Origin of the sequence: Candidatus Arthromitus sp. SFB-turkey, assembly GCF_001655775.1 — a bacterium.
GTDB classification, from domain to species: domain Bacteria; phylum Bacillota; class Clostridia; order Clostridiales; family Clostridiaceae; genus Dwaynesavagella; species Dwaynesavagella gallinarum.
Genome location: NZ_LXFF01000015.1, coordinates 19,577 through 38,240, shown reverse-complemented (window position 1 = coordinate 38,240; position 18,664 = coordinate 19,577). Strand labels below are relative to the sequence as shown.

Below are 18,664 nucleotides of genomic sequence, written 5' to 3'. Positions count from 1 at the left end.
TACCATTTTAATATAAAAAACATAAAAAGTACATTTTTATTTCAAAGGATCATATCCTCCCTTTGAAAAAGGATTGCACTTTAATATTCTTATTATTACTAAAATTGTAGCTTTTAAAAATGTATATTTTTCATAAGCTTGTCTAGCATAATTAGAACATGTTGGATAAAATTTACACCTAGGTAAAGAACGTGGTGATATATATCTCTGATAAAATTTTATTAACTTTATTGGAATACTATTTTTCTTCATAATATAAAGAACTCTTTCTTAATAATTTAACTACACTATTTTCTATATCTGCATATGACTTATCCCTAGAATTACTTCTAGCTACAAAAACTATATCATACCCACTTTTTAATTTACACAAATTAAGCCTATATACTTCATAAACACGTCTTCTTACTTTATTTCTCACAACACTTTTTCCAACTTTTTTACTTACACTAATTCCTAATCTATTAAAGTCAATATTTTTTTTGTTTTTGTACACATAAATAACAAANNTTTCCTCTATTATAAACAATTCTAAAATCATAATTTTTGTGTATTTTACATACCTTCATAACACAATTAATTTTTGAAATAACTCCTTTACAAGTTTAAAGAGGCACATTTACATACAAAATAAAGTGCCTCTTTAATTAATAAGTTAGTCTTTTTCTTCCTTTTAATCTTCTTCTTTTTATGACAGCTCTTCCTGAAGCAGTTCTCATTCTCTTTCTAAATCCATGCTCCTTTTTCCTTTGTCTCTTTTTTGGTTGATATGTCATAAACATGTAATCACCCCATTATAATTTAATTTTCTAATTTATATTTTAAATCAATTATATATTCTTAAATTTCATATGTCAATATACAAAAAATTCACTATTTTTTATCACATTTTTAATTTTATAAAATTTATTGGATATTTAACTTTTCTTATGATATTATGTTTTTAAACTGTTGATAACTTTTAAACTTATAAACAAAAATATCTACATATATTTTTATGTTTATATCTCTGTTGATAGATATCTGTAAATCCTATTTTATAAGTATTTTGCTTATTTTTTATAAAAAATATTATTGTTAATAAGTACTACTTTTTCTTATTTTTAAACATAGATTATTTTTTACATATTAAGCGTTAAATGTCTGTTTATAAATTAATGTTAATTTGTTTATTTTAAAATTTGTATTTCTTTGGAGGTAATTATCGTGGAACCTAACTATAAAGATTTATGGATTGATATTTTATCTGAATTGAAAAAAACACTATCTGATATAAGTTTTAATACTTGGTTTTCTGATACTGAAATATTATCTATGTCAGATTCAAAAATTATTATTGGTTGTAATAACTCCTTAATACTTGAAACAATAAATTTAAGATACATAGATACTTTAAATAACATTACTTACTCTTTAACAAATCAAAACTATAAAATAAAAGTTATGTTAAAAGAAGATTTCAAAAAAGATCACACACCCTCTAACACTAAAAATTTGACTGTTTCATCTTCAAATAAAGAAATCTCAAATAATTTTAGTACAAATTTAAATAATAAATATACCTTTGAAACTTTTGTTGTTGGAAACAGTAATCGGTTTGCTCACGCAGCTTCTTTAGCTGTTGCAGAATCTCCTTCAAAAGCATATAATCCACTTTTTATATACGGCGGTGTTGGTCTTGGTAAAACGCATTTAATGCATGCCATAGGACATTTAATTAATGAAAATAATAAAAATTTAAAGGTTGTATATATAACTTCTGAAAAATTTATAAATGAATTAATAAGTGCAATAAAGGACGACAAAAACATAGAGTTTAGAAATAAATATAGAAATGTTGATGTTCTTCTAATAGATGATGTTCAATTCATAGCTGGAAAGGAAAGAACTCAAGAAGAATTTTTCCACACATTTAATGCTCTCCATGAATCAAACAAACAAATAATTTTATCAAGTGATAGGCCACCTAAAGAAATTAAAACTCTTGAGGAACGTTTATGTTCACGGTTTGAATGGGGACTTATTGCAGACATTCAGCCACCTGATTACGAAACAAGAATAGCAATACTTAGAAAAAAAGCAGATGTTGATAAATTAAATATACCTAATGAAGTTTTAATATATATAGCAACGAAGATAAAATCTAATATACGTGAATTAGAAGGTGCCTTGTTAAGAGTTGTTGCTTATACAAATTTAACCAATAGTAATGTATCTTTAGATTTAGCAAAAGAAGCATTAAAAGATTTAATAAATACTAAAAATTCAAAAACAATAACAATAGAATATATACAAGAAACTATTGCAAATTACTTTGATTTAAATATAGAGATGTTAAAATCCCAAAGAAGAACTCAAAATATTGCATTTCCACGTCAAATAGCTATGTATTTATGTAGAAAACTTACGGACTCATCTCTCCCTAAAATTGGAGAAAACTTTGGAGGTCGTGATCACACAACAGTTATACACGCTTATGAAAAAATATTAAACAAAATAGAATCTGATCAAGATTTTAATAATACAATCAATGAATTATCAAATAAAATATTAAATAATAGATAGTTTTTATTTTTTTGTTAATAACTATTATTTTTTTTGTTTAAAAATCTTTTTGTGTACTTTTATATATTATTTTCCATAAAAACATTGTTGTTTTTATAAAAATTATCAACAATGTTTTTTTATTAAAATTTTTATTATTACTGCATTACATAAATTTCAACAATATTAACAACACCTATTACTAATATTATTATACTTTTAAAAAATTTTTTTTATATTTATAAGGAAGTGTTTATTATGAAATTCTATTGTAATAAAAATGAATTAGTTGAAAAAATAAATATTGTTCAAAGAGCTATTACTAATAAATCTAATTCACCAATATTTAGTTGTATATTTATACAAATTGATGATAATATTTTAACAATGATGGGTATAGATACTGATTTATCTATAGAAACAAAAGTTTCTGCTCAAGTTTTAGAAAAAGGAAAATTATTATTAGATTCAAGATTATTTGGAGAAATAATAAAAAGACTTCCTGAAGAAAAAATTGAAATAAAAAATGATAAAGAAGATGAAAATAATATAATTATTTCTAGTGGAAATACAGAATTTAGTTTAATTAATTTAAATTCAGAGGAATATCCTAAAATTCCAAAAGTTGATTCAAATAATAAAATTTCTTTAAAACAAAATGTTTTTAAAAATATGATAAAAAGTACAACTTTTTCAGCTTCTTTTGATGAATCAAAGGGAGTGATAACAGGTGTGCTTGTTAATATTAAAAATAACATTTTAACTTTTGTTGCTTTAGATGGTTTTAGACTTGCTTTAAAAAGTGAAATTATAGATAATAATTGTAATGTGAACATTGTTGTTCCAGCAAAAACCTTAAATGAAATAAATAAAATTTTAAAAGAAAATGATGAGTTAATAGATATATACATTACAAATAATTTTGTAATGTTGAAAATTAATGAAGATAAAATCGTTTTGAGATTACTTCAAGGAGATTTTATAAAATATGAAACTATAATACCCAAAGAAAATAAACTTTCTGTGGTTTTATCTAAGTATGAATTTATAAATGGACTTGAAAGATCTACTCTTTTAACAAAAGATAAAAATACCAATTTAGTTAAGTTAGAAATTAAAGATGATAAAATTATACTTAAATCTAATTCACAATTTGGACAATTAAAGGAAGAAATTTATATTAAAAAAGAAGGTATTGACTTAGATATAGCTTTTAATTCTAGGTATTTAATGGATGCAGTAAAAGCTATTGAAGATGAGGAAATAAAAATTGAGTTTAATAATAATATAACACCATGTATTATTAAGAGTAATAAAAATGAAAATTCTAAATATATGGTGTTACCTGTTAGATTTGTTATTTAATATTTAAGTAGTAATTAGGATCATTTATAATGTTTGTAAATGATCTTAATATTTTGTTGGAGAAAAAATGTATTTACAAAAGTTATATTTTAAAAATTTTAGAAATTATAAAGAACTGGATATTGAATTTCATGAAAGATTAAATATTTTTCTTGGAGGAAATGGATACGGCAAAACAAATATATTAGAAGGTATATTTTTTTCATCTATTTTAAAATCTCATAGAAGTAATAAAATAGTAGATTTGATAAAATTTGGTGAGGAAAAATTTAATGTTAATATAAAATGTAAGACTGATAAAGGTAGGATAATAAATACAGATATTATTTTAAACAACAATGGGAAGAAAAATATATCTATTAACGAATTGAAAATTCAAAAAATTTCGGATTTTATTGGATGTATAAAAGTTGTAATGTTTTCTCCAGAAGATTTAAAAATAGTTAAAGAATCACCTTCTATAAGACGTAGATTTTTAGATATGAATATATCTCAAATAGATAAAAAATATTTAAATTCAATAATTAATTATAATAAAATTTTAAATATGAAAAACAATTTATTAAAGCAACAAAAAATAGATGATATGCTTTTAGATGTATATGATGAACAAATTGCTTTTTATAGTGATGTTATAATAAATAAGAGGTTTATGTATTTAAATAAGTTAAAATATTTTTGTGTTAAATTACATAATGATATTTCAAATTACTATGAAAAATTAAATATTACATATAAAAATTTTTTGAATTTGGATTTTGAAAATTTAAATGATAACATTGATATAAAGAATAATATTTTTGATATACTTAAGGAAAATAGGAAAATAGATAAATTTAAAAAATTTTCGACAATAGGTGTACATAAAGATGATTTTATAATTTGGATGAACAATAAACAGATTTCTAATTACTCATCACAAGGACAACAAAGGAGTGCGGTTATTTCTATAAAACTTGGAATAATAGAAATAATTAAAAGTTTGACTCAAGAATATCCTGTTTTATTACTTGATGATATATTATCAGAACTTGATAAAAATAGAAGGAATTTTATATTAAATTTTATAAAAAATGCTCAAACATTTATAACAGGAACGGATTTATATGAGAGTATAGTTGACTCTCATAAAGTTTTTAATATTTACAATGGTAAAGTTTTGTAAGGAGATTTTAAATATGTATTTACAATTGGGAGCTGAAACTAGTGTTAGAGTTAAAGATATAATAGGAATATTTTCTTTTAATACTACTTTTTGTTGTGCAGATAGTAATGAATTTTTAAAAATTTCAGATGAAGATGGTTTTGTTTTTGATTTGTGTGAGAATATGGGAAAGTCTGTTATATTAACAGAGATTGATAAAAACAGTAAAATATTTTTATCTTCTATTTCACCTACTACACTTATTAAAAGAATTTGTGATGAAAAAAAATAAAATTCAAATATATAATATGTTTGGAGGAATTTAGTTGAAAGAAAACAATTATGGTCAATATGATGAAAGTCAAATAGAGGTATTAGAAGGACTTGAAGCAGTTAGAAAAAGACCTGGAATGTATATTGGAAATATATCTAAAAAAGGACTCCATCATTTAGTTTATGAAATTATAGATAATAGTATAGATGAGGCTTTAGCTGGATTTTGTACAGAAATTAGTGTGACTATAAATCAAGATAATTCTATAAAAGTAGTAGATAATGGTAGAGGTATACCTGTTGGGGAGCACCCTAAATTAAAGAAATCGACCCTTGAAGTTATAATGACAGTGCTTCATGCTGGAGGAAAATTTAATGGTGGAGGATATAAAATTTCAGGAGGACTTCATGGAGTTGGTGCTTCAGTTGTAAATGCGTTATCAAAAAAGTGTTCTGTGAAAGTAAAAAGGGATGGATATATTTATTTTCAAGAATATGAAAAAGGTAAACCTATTAACGCGGTTGAAAAAATTGGAACTAGTGAAGAAACTGGAACTGAAACATATTTTTTACCTGATGAAGAAATTTTTAAAGATACATTAGAATTTGATTTTGAAATTTTAGGTCAAAGATTTAGAGAATTAGCTTTTTTAAATGCTGGAATAAAGATTACTCTTGAAGATCTTAGAAATGATAAAACAGAAGAGTTTTATTATAAAGGTGGTGTAAAAGAGTTTATAACTCACATAAATAAAGGCAAACAAAGTTTATTTGATCAAGTTGTATATTTTGAATCAAATAAAAATGATATAGATGTACAAATAGCTATACAGTATACAGATGCTTATAATGAAAATATTTTAACTTATGTAAATAATATTTTTACTCAAGAAGGTGGCACACATTTAGTAGGTTTTAAAACAGCTTTAACTAGGTGTGTTAATGATTATGCAAAAAAGTTTAATTACATAAAAGATGGTAAGGATGAAATAAAAAATTTAACTGGAGAAGATATAAGAGAAGGTATTGTATGTATTTTATCAGTTAAAATACCAAATCCTCAATTTGAAGGACAAACTAAAACAAAGTTAGGAAATAGTGAAGTTAGAGGAATTGTAGATAATTTATTTTTTAATGATTTTTCAGAGTTTTTAAATGAAAATCCTAATATAGGAAAAATAATATGTGATAAGGCAATTCTTGCGGCTAAGGCTCGAGAAGCTGCTAGAAAAGCCAGAGAAACAACAAGAAAATCAGTTTTAGATAGAACATCACTTCCAGGAAAACTTGCTGATTGTTCATCTAAAAATCCACAAGAATGCGAAATTTATATAGTAGAAGGTGATTCGGCTGGAGGATCTGCAAAACAGGGAAGAGATAGAAAGTTTCAGGCTATTTTACCTTTAAGAGGTAAAATAATGAATGTTGAAAAACAACGAATGTATAAAATATTAGGTTCAGATTCTATAAAATGTATGATTACTGCTTTTGGATGTGGGATTGGAGAAGATTTTGATATTGAAAAAATTAGATATCATAGAATTATAATTATGACTGATGCTGATGTAGATGGATCTCACATAAGGACGCTTCTTCTTACGTTTTTATATAGATATATTCCAAAAGTAATAGAGGAAGGGTATGTTTATATTGCAAGACCACCATTATATAAAATTACTAAAGGAAAAAATGAGTATTATTGTTATGTTGAAGAAGAGCTTAACAAAAAACTTGAAGAAATTGGAAAAGATAATGTAATAGTTCAAAGATATAAAGGGCTTGGAGAAATGAATCCTAGTCAACTTTGGGAAACAACAATGAACCCAGAAACTAGAACGTTAATGAAAGTAACTATAGAGCATGCAAGTTATGCTGATGAAATTTTCTCAATTTTGATGGGAGATAAGGTAGAACCTAGAAGAGATTTCATACAGAATAACGCTAGAAGTGTTATGAACTTAGACATCTAAAAGGAGGAAATATGGAAAATAATCAGGGAAGAATATTACCGGTTGATATAAGTAGTGAAATGAAAAAATGTTATATGGAATATTCCATGAGTGTAATTGTTGGAAGAGCACTACCTGACATTAGAGATGGATTAAAACCTGTACATAGAAGAATTTTATATTCAATGCATAGTTTGTCTTTATATCCTGATAAGCCATATAGAAAAAGTGCTAAAATTGTTGGGGATGTTTTAGCAAATTTTCACCCTCATGGGGATGTTTCTGTTTATGATGCTCTTGTTCGTATGGCACAAGATTTTTCAATGAGAAGTCCTCTTGTAAATGGACATGGGAACTTTGGATCAATTGATGGTGATTCAGCAGCTGCAATGCGTTATACAGAAGCTAAAATGAATAAAATTACTGTTGAAATGATTAGAGATATAAATAAAGAAACAGTAGATTTTATGGATAACTATGATGGATCTGAAAAAGAACCTGTTGTACTTCCAAGTAGATTTCCAAACCTTTTAGTAAACGGATCATCAGGAATTGCAGTTGGTATGGCAACTAATATTCCCCCTCATAATTTAGGTGAGGTTATAGATGGAGTAGTTCACATAATTGAAAATGGTTTTGAAAATACAACAACAAATGATTTAATGAATTACATTAAAGGTCCTGATTTTCCACTTGGAGGAGTTATACTTGGAAATATTGGTATAAGAGAAGCTTATGAAAAAGGGAGAGGAAAAATTGTTGTTAGATCTAAGGTTTTAATTGAGGAGATAAACAATAAAAACAACATTATTGTAACAGAGCTTCCTTATCAAGTTAACAAGTCGAGATTAATAGAGCATATTGCAGAACTTATAAGAGATAAAAAAATAGTTGGGATAAGTGATTTAAGAGATGAATCTGATAGAGAAGGTATTAGAATAGTAATTGAACTTAAGAAAGATGCTAATCCAAATGTTTTATTAAATCAATTATATAAGTTAACCAAACTTCAAGATAGTTTTGGAGTTATAATGCTTGCTCTTGTTGATAATGAGCCTAAAGTTCTAAATTTAAAGGAGAGTTTAAATTATTATTTACTTCATCAAAAAGATGTTGTAACTAGAAGGACGAAATATGATTTAAATAAAGCTGAACAAAGAAAACATATTTTAGAAGGATATAAAATTGCATTAGACAATATTGATGAAATAATTAAAATTATAAAGTCATCAAAAACAATAGAAATTGCAAGAGATACTTTAATAGAAAAGTTTAATTTTAGCGAAATTCAAGCTAATTCTATTTTAGAGATGAGGCTTAGAAGACTTACTGCTCTTGAAAGAGATAAAATAGATGAGGAACTTAGAGAAAAAATTGAGCTTATTAATAAACTTCAAGAAATATTAAATGATGAACATGTATTGTTAAACTTGATTAAAGAAGAGTTAATAGAAATTAAAGAAAAATATGGGGATGAGAGAAGAACTCAAATAGATTTATTAACATCTGAGGGAGATGTTAATAAAGATGATCTTATACAAAAAGAAGATATTGTAATTACGTTAACTCATGATGGGTACATAAAGAGAATGGCATCTAATACTTATTCAAGCCAAAGAAGAGGCGGAAGAGGTATGCAAGCCATGTCAGTTAAGGAAAATGATTTTATTAAAAAGATTTTTCATACAACAACTCATCATAATTTATTATTCTTTACAAATTTAGGGCGTGTTTATAGTATAAAAGCTTATGAAATCCCTGATGCATCTAGAGTTGCAAGAGGAATAAATATAGTTAATTTAATTCAAATAAATAGTGATGAGAAAGTTCAAGCTGTATTATGTCTTGAGAATTTAAATGAAGAAGGATATATTTTAATGGCAACTAAATTTGGACTTATTAAAAAGACAGCTATTTCTGAATTTAGTAAAATAAGAAAGAGCGGACTTATTGCTATTGGAATACGAGATAAAGATGAGTTGTTAAATGTTAAGCAAACCAGAGGGGATGCTAATATTGTAATGATTACAAGTGATGGATATGCAATAATATTTAATGAGAAAAACATTAGAGCTATGGGAAGAAGTGCAAGTGGAGTTAAAGCCATAACTTTAAGAAGTGGAGATTCTTTAATAGCATTAGATATTGCAACACAAGGTGAGGATCTTATGATTGTAAGTGAAAATGGATATGGAAAGAGAACAGATTTAAAACAGTACCCTATTCAAAATAGAGGTGGAAAAGGAATAAAAACATATAAAGTAACTGAAAAAACAGGAAAAGTTTCTTGTGCAAGTGTTGTAAATCAAAATAATGATATAATGCTTGTTAATTCAAATGGTGTTGGAATTAGAATTAAAACCGAGGATATATCAAGAATTGGAAGAAGTTCTCTTGGAGTTAAATTAATGAAAACAAATGTTAGTGAAAAAGTAATTGCTGTAGGAAAAATAAAAGATTAAAAAAATAAATTAAAATGTATTGACAACTTATATATTTAAATATATAATTAGTATGTAAGTTGTTATGTGTTTAGGATCTTTAGCTCAGTTGGTTAGAGCAACCGGCTCATAACCGGTTGGTCCGGGGTTCGAGTCCCTGAAGATCCACCATGGGGGTATAGCTCAGTTGGGAGAGCACCTGCCTTGCACGCAGGGGGTCAAGGGTTCGAGTCCCTTTATCTCCACCATATTTTTAGAAGTACGTGGTTTTCTACGTACTTTTTTATTTGTATTTTATCTTAGTATTAAGGGTATAGTAAGAATAATAGATTTGTAAATAAAAACTGAAAAACAACATTCTATTAGAGTTGCAAAAAAGTGTTTGAATGTTTGTAAAGATTTTGAAATATATGATGAAGAAATTAATTTGGTAGTTAAGATGTGTTTATTGCATGATATTGGAAAAAGTTATTCGGGTATAAATTTATTTTTAAAACCATTTATTGTATTTATTTCATATAAGAAAAGGTTTAGAAAAATTTTCTTTTTTTTGGATAGAGAGAAGGTTTGTAAATATTTTAATCATTCAAGATATAGTTTTGAAATTTTGAAAACCTTAAATTATTCTTTAGATATATTAAATTCTATAAAGTATCATCATTCTAGTAGAAATATAGTAGATAGTAAATATATAAGACTTTTGAAGTATTGTGATAATATTTCTTGATTTACAAAGTTATAATTTATTTGGAATATATGTTAGTTGTAGATTTTGTAGTTTGAAAAATATTTATAAAGCTTAAGAGTATTAAGAGGTATGCAATGAATTTTGATTTAATTATATTTGGATTTAATGAATTTAGTTTGTTATTGGCTTATGAGATGATTAAGTATGATGTGAAGTTTGTTATTGCAGATAAATATATAGGTTATAGTAAAAATTATTTAGATAAAGACTCTATTATAGTTTATAATGGGGTCTCATATTTTAATTATGAGAAATTAAAAGATAATAGTTGCTATGAGTTTGTAAAAAAAATATGCAATGAATTTAATTTGAAAAACGAATTAAATGATATTGAATTTATTACTAAAGATAAAAATTTTATTTTACGTGATTCAATTATTTTAAATTTAGCTAATATTAAAGACGTACTATATAATTTTTTAATTAAAAACTCTGTAAATTTTGTTTTTGATGAAGGATTTAAAGATGTTGTAAAAATAAAAAATGAGTTTTGTGTAAATGGAAAAGAGAAAGACTTAAGAGGGAAAATATGTATAGATACTAGAAATTTTGGAAATTATAAGTATGTTTTAACCACTTATAATGTAAATTTAGAGTTTAATAAGTATTTTGATAAATTTATTTATTTAAAAAAAGACGGCTATGATATATTATTTTATAAAAATTTTATAGGAAATATTAAGGTCGATATTATACATGATATAAATTTAAATATTAATCATATGGAAGCAATTAAAGAATTTATTTCAGATATTGATTTTAATTTTATAATAATAAAACAAGTTGAATATTTGAAGTTTTCTTTATTTGATAAGTTTAATTTTAATGAATTGGCGTTAAATAAAAATTATTTAGGATTTAATGGTATTTTTTATTCTGTTCAGGAAATTTGTAAAGAGTTAAAAAATCAGCTTTCTTTAAGAAAAAGAGATTCTTACAAAGATTATAAGGAGTGTTCTTTGGAAAGAAGCATTGATAAGAAATTTTTTAATGATATTGTATGTTATTGTAATTTGTTATCAAAAGGTGATATTATGAAAATTCTAGAGAAAAGCAGTATAAATACTTTAGAGCAATTGCTGTGTAGGATTGAATGTAGGTTTAATAATTGTGTTGATTGTTATGATAAAATGTGTAATATATTAGTTGAGTATACAGGAAGATCCATATATCAAATTTTAGATGAGAATGTTTTAAGAATTAAGAATTTTAATGAGATTTGAGGAAAAATTATTGTATAATAAATATTTTGAATTATATTCTAATTATAAAATGTATTTTTGTATTGATAACGAATATTTTATTTCGGTTGTTAAGTTTAAGGGAGATAGTTTTAGAAAAGTTATTCCTGTTAAAACAAATATAAAAATAAATTCTCATAAGTTACTTGAATGTTCTAAGGCAATAAGAAGAATTTTTGTTAGTGATAATATTAAATTTGGAGAGATAGTTTGTAAAAACATTATTAATTCTGGGGCAGATATAATTTTTATAAATGCATATAATTTCAACAAAAATTAAATTTTAAGGAGGAGATTTTTATGCTAGATTTAAAATTTATTGCTTTTAATAAAGAGTTAGTCAAAAAAAAATTGACTAATAGAGGTGAAAAGTTTTCCATAAATATGATAGATGAGGTAGTAGAGCTTTATAATAAGAAGAAAAGTTATATTTTAGATGTAGAAGAGTTAAAAAAGAAAAGAAATGAAACATCTTCACTCATACCTCTATTAAAGAAAAAAGGTGAAAATGTAGAACATTTATTTAATGATATGAGAGAAGTTGGAGAAAAGATTAAAAAAATTGATAATGAAATTAATTGTTTAAATGAAAAGATAGAATATATTATGTTAAGAATACCTAATATACCAAATGATAATGTTCCAGAAGGTGAAGATGAAAGTTCGAATGTGGAAGTTAGAAAGTGGGGTACTCCTACAGAATTTGATTTTGAAATTAAACCTCATTGGGATATAGCAAAAGATTTGGATATTTTAGATTTTGAGAGAAGCTCTAAGGTTACGGGATCTAGATTTGTATTTTATAAAGGTATGGGAGCCAAACTTGAGAGAGTTTTGATAAATTATTTTTTAGATAAACATACAACAGAAAATGGATATACTGAGATTTTTCCTCCTTTTTTAGCCAATAGAGATAGTTTTACAGGAACTGGACAGTTGCCAAAGTTTGAAAATGATGCATTTTCAATTAAGGATAGTAATTATTTTTTAATACCAACTGCTGAAATTCCTATAACTAATTTTTATAGAGGTGAAATTATAAATTTAAGTATTGAAAATCCTGTTTGTAAATTTGTTGCTTATAGTGCATGTTTTAGATCTGAGGCGGGATCTGCTGGACGAGATACTAGAGGTCTTATAAGACAACATCAGTTTAATAAGGTTGAACTTGTTAAATTTTGTAAAGAGGAATATTCTTATAGTGAATTAGAAAAACTTGTTAATGATGCAGAGGGGTTACTTATTGAATTGGGTATTCCATATAGAGTTGTAAAAGTTTGTAAGGGAGATTTAGGATTTTCTCAAGCATTTAAGTATGATATAGAAGTTTGGATGCCTAGTTATAAAAGATATGTTGAGATTTCAAGTTGTAGTAATTTTGAAGATTTTCAAAGTAGGCGTTGTAATATAAGATATAAAGAGGAAATTAATGATAAACCTAAGTTTGTACATACGTTAAACGGATCTGGACTTGCGGTTGGTAGAACTTTTGCTGCTATACTTGAGAATTTTCAACAACCAGATGGTAGTGTTATAATACCAGAGGTTTTAAGAAAGTATTTTGGAGGGTTAAGTAAGGTACAATCTAAAAAATAATTATTTATATTATTAAGGAGGATTTTTATGTAATGAAAAAAAGTACTATAAATATTTTGATAATTATAGTAACAGTTATTGTGTTTATTATATTATCAGTTTTATGGAACTTAGATGATTTAAGAAAGGATGTATATTTTTATAATAAAGGAATAATTAATATAGAAAATTTAAAATATACTAAACTTTATAATGAGGATTTTAGTTTTATAAATTTAAATACCAGTAATTATGAAAATAGTGCTTTTTTAAATGAAAATAATTATTTTAAAGATAATATAAAAATTTATAATGTAGATAAAGATAAAGTAATTTATATAGATCCGTTTCAATATTATCAAAATGAGGAAGAAATTTACATATATGGAGGAATATATGTAGAGGAAGCTTATTATAAGGAATTTTTAAGTACTTTTAATTTTAATGAGTATTATAAGGAAATATCCAGTGATGAAAATGTTGAACCTAAAAGTTTTACATTATCTGAAAATGAAAGCAAAATTATTAGAGATATAGTTTTGGGAAATAATTCAGAAGATAGAATTTATGATGGGGTAAAACATGATTTGTCTGAATTTGCTTATGAAATAAGAATACCTAATAAGATATATGAGGATATTTATATAAAAATTAGGATTTATAGAACTAAGAATAATGATTTTGTTATTAAATTTGGAGATAATATTTATTATGCTAATGAATTTAAGCAAAATGAAAATATTGAGAAAAATGTATCTTATTACATATATAAAGGCGATGATTATGGATATTTGTATAATAAGATAGAGAGTAATGAAGATTTAATTGATTTTGCATTTCATGATTTTATACTTCAGGAAATTTCTCAAGATTTATATAAAAGTTATGTTAAGGATGTATTTAATATTATAAATAATGAAAAGTATTCATTAAAAGATAAGGTTATACTTTTAAAACAAATTTTATATTCTAAGTATAAACCAACTTCAAGGGAAGATTTTGCTTTAAGGATAGAGAGAATTAAAAATTTAAATATTATTAATGATAATAGAAAAACTTTTAGAATAAATCATGAATTTTTATTTGATTTGTTTAATTATCCAGCTAATTTATATTCTTTGGCTTTTTATGAAGATGATCTTTTATATAACATTCCTGAGAGATATAAAAATGTTTACGAAAATTTTGTAAATATAATAATTAATGATTCAGATATTGATTATGAGAAGAAAAATGATATGATTGTTGAAATTCAAAATGCATTTGTTGTTGTAGATGAGTTGCAGTTAGAAAAAATGAGGGAAAAATATGGAGAGATTGAAGTTTTAGAGGAAAGTAATGAAAGAATAAAGTATGCTCCAGGATATTATGGTTTTTTGTATGATGAAATAAAAGATATTGATTCCCTTAAAGAGTTTGCACTTAATAAAGAGGTTTTAGATAATATTTTTAGTGATTATTTTAGAGAAATTTACATTAAAAAAGTTGAACAAATTATAAAAGATACAAATTTAAATTTACAAGATAAAATGAAAAATATTATGATTGAACAGCTTAATTTTACTTTAATACCTATAGAAAAACAGAGACATTATAGAGAAAAATATAGTGAAAATTATTTTGATCAAAGTTATATACTTAAAGTGAAATCTATAATTAATTAAATTTAAAAACTATTATATTTAGTAGAATAAAAATGTTGACATTTAAGCATACTACTGATATAATAGTTCTGTAATTATGGAGAGATGGTCGAGTGGTTTAAGGCACCGGTCTTGAAAACCGGCGTGCGTTGATAGCGTACCGTGGGTTCGAATCCCACTCTCTCCGCCATTTTATATAAGTATATTTTTGGAGAAATACTCAAGTGGCTGAAGAGGCGCCCCTGCTAAGGGCGTAGACCGGGAAACCGGTGCGAGGGTTCAAATCCCTCTTTCTCCGCCAGTTTAATACCTAGTTTTAACTAGGTATTTTTTTTATAATTTTAAGGAGATTATAAGGTTGAAATTTAAATTTATTCATTCTAAAAAAGGTTATGGAAAAACAAAATATATTTTCGAAGATATTTCTAAGTCATTTGAAAATAATATTATAATTTTTGTTCCTAGTCATAATACGTTTATGATTGAAAATAGATTGATTGATTATTTTGGAGAAGAAATATTTTCACGAGTTGAAGTTATGGATTTTAAAAAATTAACTTCAAGACTGCTTAATGTATATAAAGGCTTTAAAACTAAAAGAATTTCAGACATTGGAAAAAATTTATTGATTAATTATATTTTAAGAAATAATAATAAGAATTTAAAATATTTTAATGTTAATAATAGATTTGATTTTTCTGATGATATATTATCGATGTTAATAGATTTTAAGAATTTTAATTTTAAAGATTCAATGATTAATGAAGTTTTACATGAATTAGAAGAAAATAATGAGTTGTATAAAAAATTACATGATTTTAAGTTTATAAATAATATATATGAAAAATATTTAAATGAAAAATACTTAGATCCTTTAGATGAAATGATTATTGTTAATTCTATTATAAAAAACGATAAAAATATATTTTCAGGATATAAATTTTACATAGATGGATTTGAAATTTTAACTTATTACCAATATGAATTTTTAAAAATAATTATTGAAAGAACAAGAGAAATAAATTTGTCCTTAACTTTAGATAAAAATCAAGATAGTTTGATTTATTCTCATATAAAAACTATAAAAGATAAAATATTAAAAATATTGTTTGATAAAAAATGTTACGATATAGAAGAGATTTTTTTAGAGAATGTAAATAAAGATAAGGAACTTAAATATTTAGATGAAAATTATTTGGATTATAAATGTTTAACATATAAAGATGAGCCTAAAAATATTTTCATTAATAAATGTTTAAATAATTTTTATGAGGTGGAAGAACTTTGTAAAAATATTAGAAGGGTTGTTAGACAAAGAGGATATAGGTATAAAGATATTGGTGTTTTATGTAGGGATATTGATTCATATGAGAATTTTATAAGAGTTTCTTTTGATGAATTTAATATCCCATATTTTATAGATAAAAAAAATGATATAAAATCTAATATTTTTGTAATTTTTTTAACCTCCATATTTGAAATATTTAATTATAATTTTTCCTATGTTTCTTTATTTAAATATATAAAAAGTGGTCTTATTAATTTGACTTTTGATGAAATTTTTCTAATTGAAAATTTTGCTTTAGAAAATGGTATAACAGGATATAAATGGAAAGAAGAGTTTAAGAAAAATACAAAGATAAAATATTCCATGAAAAAGTTAGAAAATGATTTTGATGAGGAATTAGATTATATAAATTCAATTAGAGATAGAATTGTTTCTCCATTATTAAAATTATTTAATAAAGTCAAAGATAAAAATAATGTAAATTATTTTATAATTGAATTTTATAATTTTCTTGAAAACAACTCTATTGTACAAAATTTATATGATATGTGTAAAAAATTTAATGAAGAGAAGAATTTTATTTATGCAGATGAGCTTAACCAAACTATTAATGATATTTTTAATGTATTTGATGAAATAAATAATGTTTTTAAAGATGAGGTAATGAGTTTTTCTGAGTTTGGAGAAATTTTAATGGATTCAATCTCAAAAATTGAAATATCTCACGTTCCTATGAGAGTAGATGAAGTTATGATTGGGGATGTTTCAAGGTTAATGATTGGTGATTATAAAGCTTTGTTTGTTATAGGATGTATATCATCAAACTTTCCTAAAAGTTATAAAAAAGAAGATCTTTTAAGTGATATGGATAAAAAATATTTGAGAAATAAGGGAATAGAATTATCAGGAACTAATGTAGATAAAAATTTATCGGAAAGGTATTTGATGTACTCTATTATTAATATATCTAGAGAATTTTTGTATTTAAGTTATCCAATTTCTGATATGAATAGTATGTCTTTATCTCCTTCCATAATGATTTCTAAAATAAAATATATTTTCCCTCATTTAATTGAAAAAAATTCTAATATTATCTCAAAGGAATTTTCATTAGAAGATATATCATCTAAAAAAGCTACATTAAATAATTTAGTGGTGAAGCTTAGAGAAGATTTTAATAATAATAAAAGTAATGAAGTTTTAATTAGTTTATATAATTTTTATAAAAATCATGACAAATATAGTAAAAATATGGATGTTTTTTTTGATAATCTAAATTTTATGAATTCTTGTGAGAAGTTAAACACCAAGTTAATAGACCATTTATATTATAATTCAAAATTTTCAATTTCTAGTATAGAGACATACGCTAAATGTTCTTTTAAATATTTTATAGATTACATAATAAGAGTTAAAAGAAGGAAAATATATTCTTTTGATCCTCTTGATTGTGGTAATTTTATGCATTTTTTAATGGAAAATATATGTAAAGATATAAATAAATTGTATGATTTTAAAAATGCATCTAGAGAGGAAATAAAAAAATTTGTAGATTCTTATTTTGAAAAAAATATTTTTTGTGATGAAAATGAAAACTATATTTTAAATACCAGTTTTAAATTTAAAGTATTTGGAGTCAAAATAAAAAAGATAATAAATGATTCAATATTTTTTACTGCGAGACATCTTCTTAATTCAGAATTTTTTCATAAGTTTTATGAATTTGAAATTGGAAACAAAAAATCAAAAATTCAAATAGAGGTTTTTGAAGGGAAAAAAGTTGAGTTTGTAGGAAAAATTGATAGGGTTGATTTTTGCACCCATAATGGAGAAACTTTTGTAAATATAGTTGATTATAAATCAAGTGTAAGAAGTTTTGATTATGGAAAAATATATCAAAATTTAAATATACAAACAATTGCCTATATGAAATATATTTTGGAAATTTATAAAAATATTTATGAAGAAAGTATTATCCCTTGTGGTATATTTTATTTTACGTTACATAGTCCAAATATTAAAAATAAATATAATTTAGATTTACATAGTGAAATTCAAAAAAATTATAAATATGAGGGAATTTTTACAAATGATATAAACAAATTAATGTTAATTGATAAGAATTTATTTGATAATACTTCAAATATTTTACCTTTAAAGGTTAATAAAAATGGTGAATTTTATAAAAATGCTTCTTCAGATAGAATTTTAAATGATGATGAATTTAGTGACCTTTTAGAGTTTGTAAATAATTCTATAAAGGCTAAACTTAAGAAAATTTTTAGTGGAGATTTTTATGTTTATCCTATTCTTGAAACTTACTCTTCTAAAAAGTGTACCAATTGTGATTATTTAGGAGTATGCAAATTTTCAAAAAATATAAATTCTTTTGAAGTGTTAAGTGATTTAGATAAAATAGGATTTTTTGATTTAATAAAGAGGAGAACTTAATT

Annotated in this window: 14 protein-coding genes, 4 tRNA genes and 1 pseudogene; 16 read left to right on the top strand and 3 right to left on the bottom strand. The window is 24.0% G+C overall.

The annotated features are described in order from the left end of the window. Positions 1-36 precede the first annotated feature (36 nt). The 3 genes and pseudogenes from yidD to rpmH form a co-directional block, all read right to left on the bottom strand. Positions 37-252: a membrane protein insertion efficiency factor YidD gene (yidD, locus tag A6P36_RS02530; protein WP_066760673.1), complete on the bottom strand. Its 216-nt coding sequence runs from the start codon at positions 250-252 to the stop codon at positions 37-39. Next, positions 239-508, bottom strand: a pseudogene (rnpA, locus tag A6P36_RS02525) (ribonuclease P protein component); the annotation flags it as partial. The pseudogene rnpA and the gene yidD, both read right to left, overlap by 14 nt. A gap of 139 nt (positions 509-647) precedes the next feature. After that, positions 648-782: a 50S ribosomal protein L34 gene (rpmH, locus tag A6P36_RS02520; protein WP_066760671.1), complete on the bottom strand. Its 135-nt coding sequence runs from the start codon at positions 780-782 to the stop codon at positions 648-650. 424 nt (positions 783-1,206) lie between these two features. On the opposite strand from rpmH, the gene dnaA reads away from it, so the two are divergent. The 16 genes from dnaA (at position 1,207) to A6P36_RS02440 (ending at position 18,662) form a co-directional block, all read left to right on the top strand. Beyond that, positions 1,207-2,565 carry a chromosomal replication initiator protein DnaA gene (dnaA, locus tag A6P36_RS02515; RefSeq protein WP_066760670.1) on the top strand — a complete coding sequence of 453 codons (1,359 nt, stop codon included), beginning with the start codon at positions 1,207-1,209 and terminating at the stop codon, positions 2,563-2,565. Between the two features lie 237 nt (positions 2,566-2,802). Further along, on the top strand, positions 2,803-3,909 hold the full coding sequence (gene dnaN / locus A6P36_RS02510) for a DNA polymerase III subunit beta (RefSeq protein WP_066760669.1): 1,107 nt from the start codon (positions 2,803-2,805) through the stop codon (positions 3,907-3,909). A gap of 67 nt (positions 3,910-3,976) precedes the next feature. After that, positions 3,977-5,074: a DNA replication/repair protein RecF gene (recF, locus tag A6P36_RS02505; protein ID WP_066760668.1), complete on the top strand. Its 1,098-nt coding sequence runs from the start codon at positions 3,977-3,979 to the stop codon at positions 5,072-5,074. A 13-nt stretch (positions 5,075-5,087) separates the two neighbouring features. Then, complete coding sequence (gene remB / locus A6P36_RS02500) at positions 5,088-5,345, top strand: extracellular matrix regulator RemB (protein ID WP_066760665.1); 258 nt, start codon at positions 5,088-5,090, stop codon at positions 5,343-5,345. Between the two features lie 34 nt (positions 5,346-5,379). Then, complete coding sequence (gene gyrB / locus A6P36_RS02495; protein WP_066760663.1) at positions 5,380-7,296, top strand: DNA topoisomerase (ATP-hydrolyzing) subunit B; 1,917 nt, start codon at positions 5,380-5,382, stop codon at positions 7,294-7,296. A gap of 11 nt (positions 7,297-7,307) precedes the next feature. Beyond that, the gene (gene gyrA / locus A6P36_RS02490) at positions 7,308-9,737 is read left to right on the top strand and encodes a DNA gyrase subunit A (protein WP_066760661.1); all 2,430 of its coding nucleotides are present in this window, start codon (positions 7,308-7,310) and stop codon (positions 9,735-9,737) included. 73 nt (positions 9,738-9,810) lie between these two features. Further along, positions 9,811-9,887: transfer RNA gene (locus A6P36_RS02485), tRNA-Ile, on the top strand. 1 nt (position 9,888) lies between these two features. Then, positions 9,889-9,964 (top strand) — tRNA-Ala (locus tag A6P36_RS02480). A 134-nt stretch (positions 9,965-10,098) separates the two neighbouring features. Then, a complete protein-coding gene (locus tag A6P36_RS02475; protein ID WP_242861630.1) occupies positions 10,099-10,443 on the top strand; it encodes an HD domain-containing protein in 345 nt (114 codons plus the stop codon). Between the two features lie 95 nt (positions 10,444-10,538). Then, complete coding sequence (locus tag A6P36_RS02470; RefSeq protein WP_066760658.1) at positions 10,539-11,687, top strand: hypothetical protein; 1,149 nt, start codon at positions 10,539-10,541, stop codon at positions 11,685-11,687. 10 nt (positions 11,688-11,697) lie between these two features. After that, a complete protein-coding gene (locus A6P36_RS02465) occupies positions 11,698-11,985 on the top strand; it encodes a DUF1667 domain-containing protein (protein WP_197487211.1) in 288 nt (95 codons plus the stop codon). Between the two features lie 20 nt (positions 11,986-12,005). Next, a complete protein-coding gene (gene serS, locus A6P36_RS02460; protein ID WP_066760656.1) occupies positions 12,006-13,301 on the top strand; it encodes a serine--tRNA ligase in 1,296 nt (431 codons plus the stop codon). 32 nt (positions 13,302-13,333) lie between these two features. Then, positions 13,334-14,944 carry a hypothetical protein gene (locus A6P36_RS02455; RefSeq protein WP_066760653.1) on the top strand — a complete coding sequence of 537 codons (1,611 nt, stop codon included), beginning with the start codon at positions 13,334-13,336 and terminating at the stop codon, positions 14,942-14,944. Positions 14,945-15,022: 78 nt separating this feature from the next. Further along, positions 15,023-15,113: transfer RNA gene (locus A6P36_RS02450), tRNA-Ser, on the top strand. 20 nt (positions 15,114-15,133) lie between these two features. After that, positions 15,134-15,224 (top strand) — tRNA-Ser (locus tag A6P36_RS02445). Positions 15,225-15,281: 57 nt separating this feature from the next. Next, positions 15,282-18,662 carry a PD-(D/E)XK nuclease family protein gene (locus A6P36_RS02440; RefSeq protein WP_066760652.1) on the top strand — a complete coding sequence of 1,127 codons (3,381 nt, stop codon included), beginning with the start codon at positions 15,282-15,284 and terminating at the stop codon, positions 18,660-18,662. Positions 18,663-18,664 lie beyond the last annotated feature (2 nt).

What these genes read in the sequence shown, in the direction of transcription:
- serS (WP_066760656.1), top strand. Translation starts at nt 12,006, where the DNA reads ATGCTAGATTTAAAATTTATTGCTTTTAATAAAGAGTTAGTCAAAAAA.
- A6P36_RS02470 (WP_066760658.1), top strand. Translation starts at nt 10,539, where the DNA reads ATGAATTTTGATTTAATTATATTTGGATTTAATGAATTTAGTTTGTTA.
- A6P36_RS02455 (WP_066760653.1), top strand. Translation starts at nt 13,334, where the DNA reads ATGAAAAAAAGTACTATAAATATTTTGATAATTATAGTAACAGTTATT.
- gyrA (WP_066760661.1), top strand. Translation starts at nt 7,308, where the DNA reads ATGGAAAATAATCAGGGAAGAATATTACCGGTTGATATAAGTAGTGAA.
- dnaN (WP_066760669.1), top strand. Translation starts at nt 2,803, where the DNA reads ATGAAATTCTATTGTAATAAAAATGAATTAGTTGAAAAAATAAATATT.
- recF (WP_066760668.1), top strand. Translation starts at nt 3,977, where the DNA reads ATGTATTTACAAAAGTTATATTTTAAAAATTTTAGAAATTATAAAGAA.
- remB (WP_066760665.1), top strand. Translation starts at nt 5,088, where the DNA reads ATGTATTTACAATTGGGAGCTGAAACTAGTGTTAGAGTTAAAGATATA.
- yidD (WP_066760673.1), bottom strand. Translation starts at nt 252, where the DNA reads ATGAAGAAAAATAGTATTCCAATAAAGTTAATAAAATTTTATCAGAGA.
- rpmH (WP_066760671.1), bottom strand. Translation starts at nt 782, where the DNA reads ATGTTTATGACATATCAACCAAAAAAGAGACAAAGGAAAAAGGAGCAT.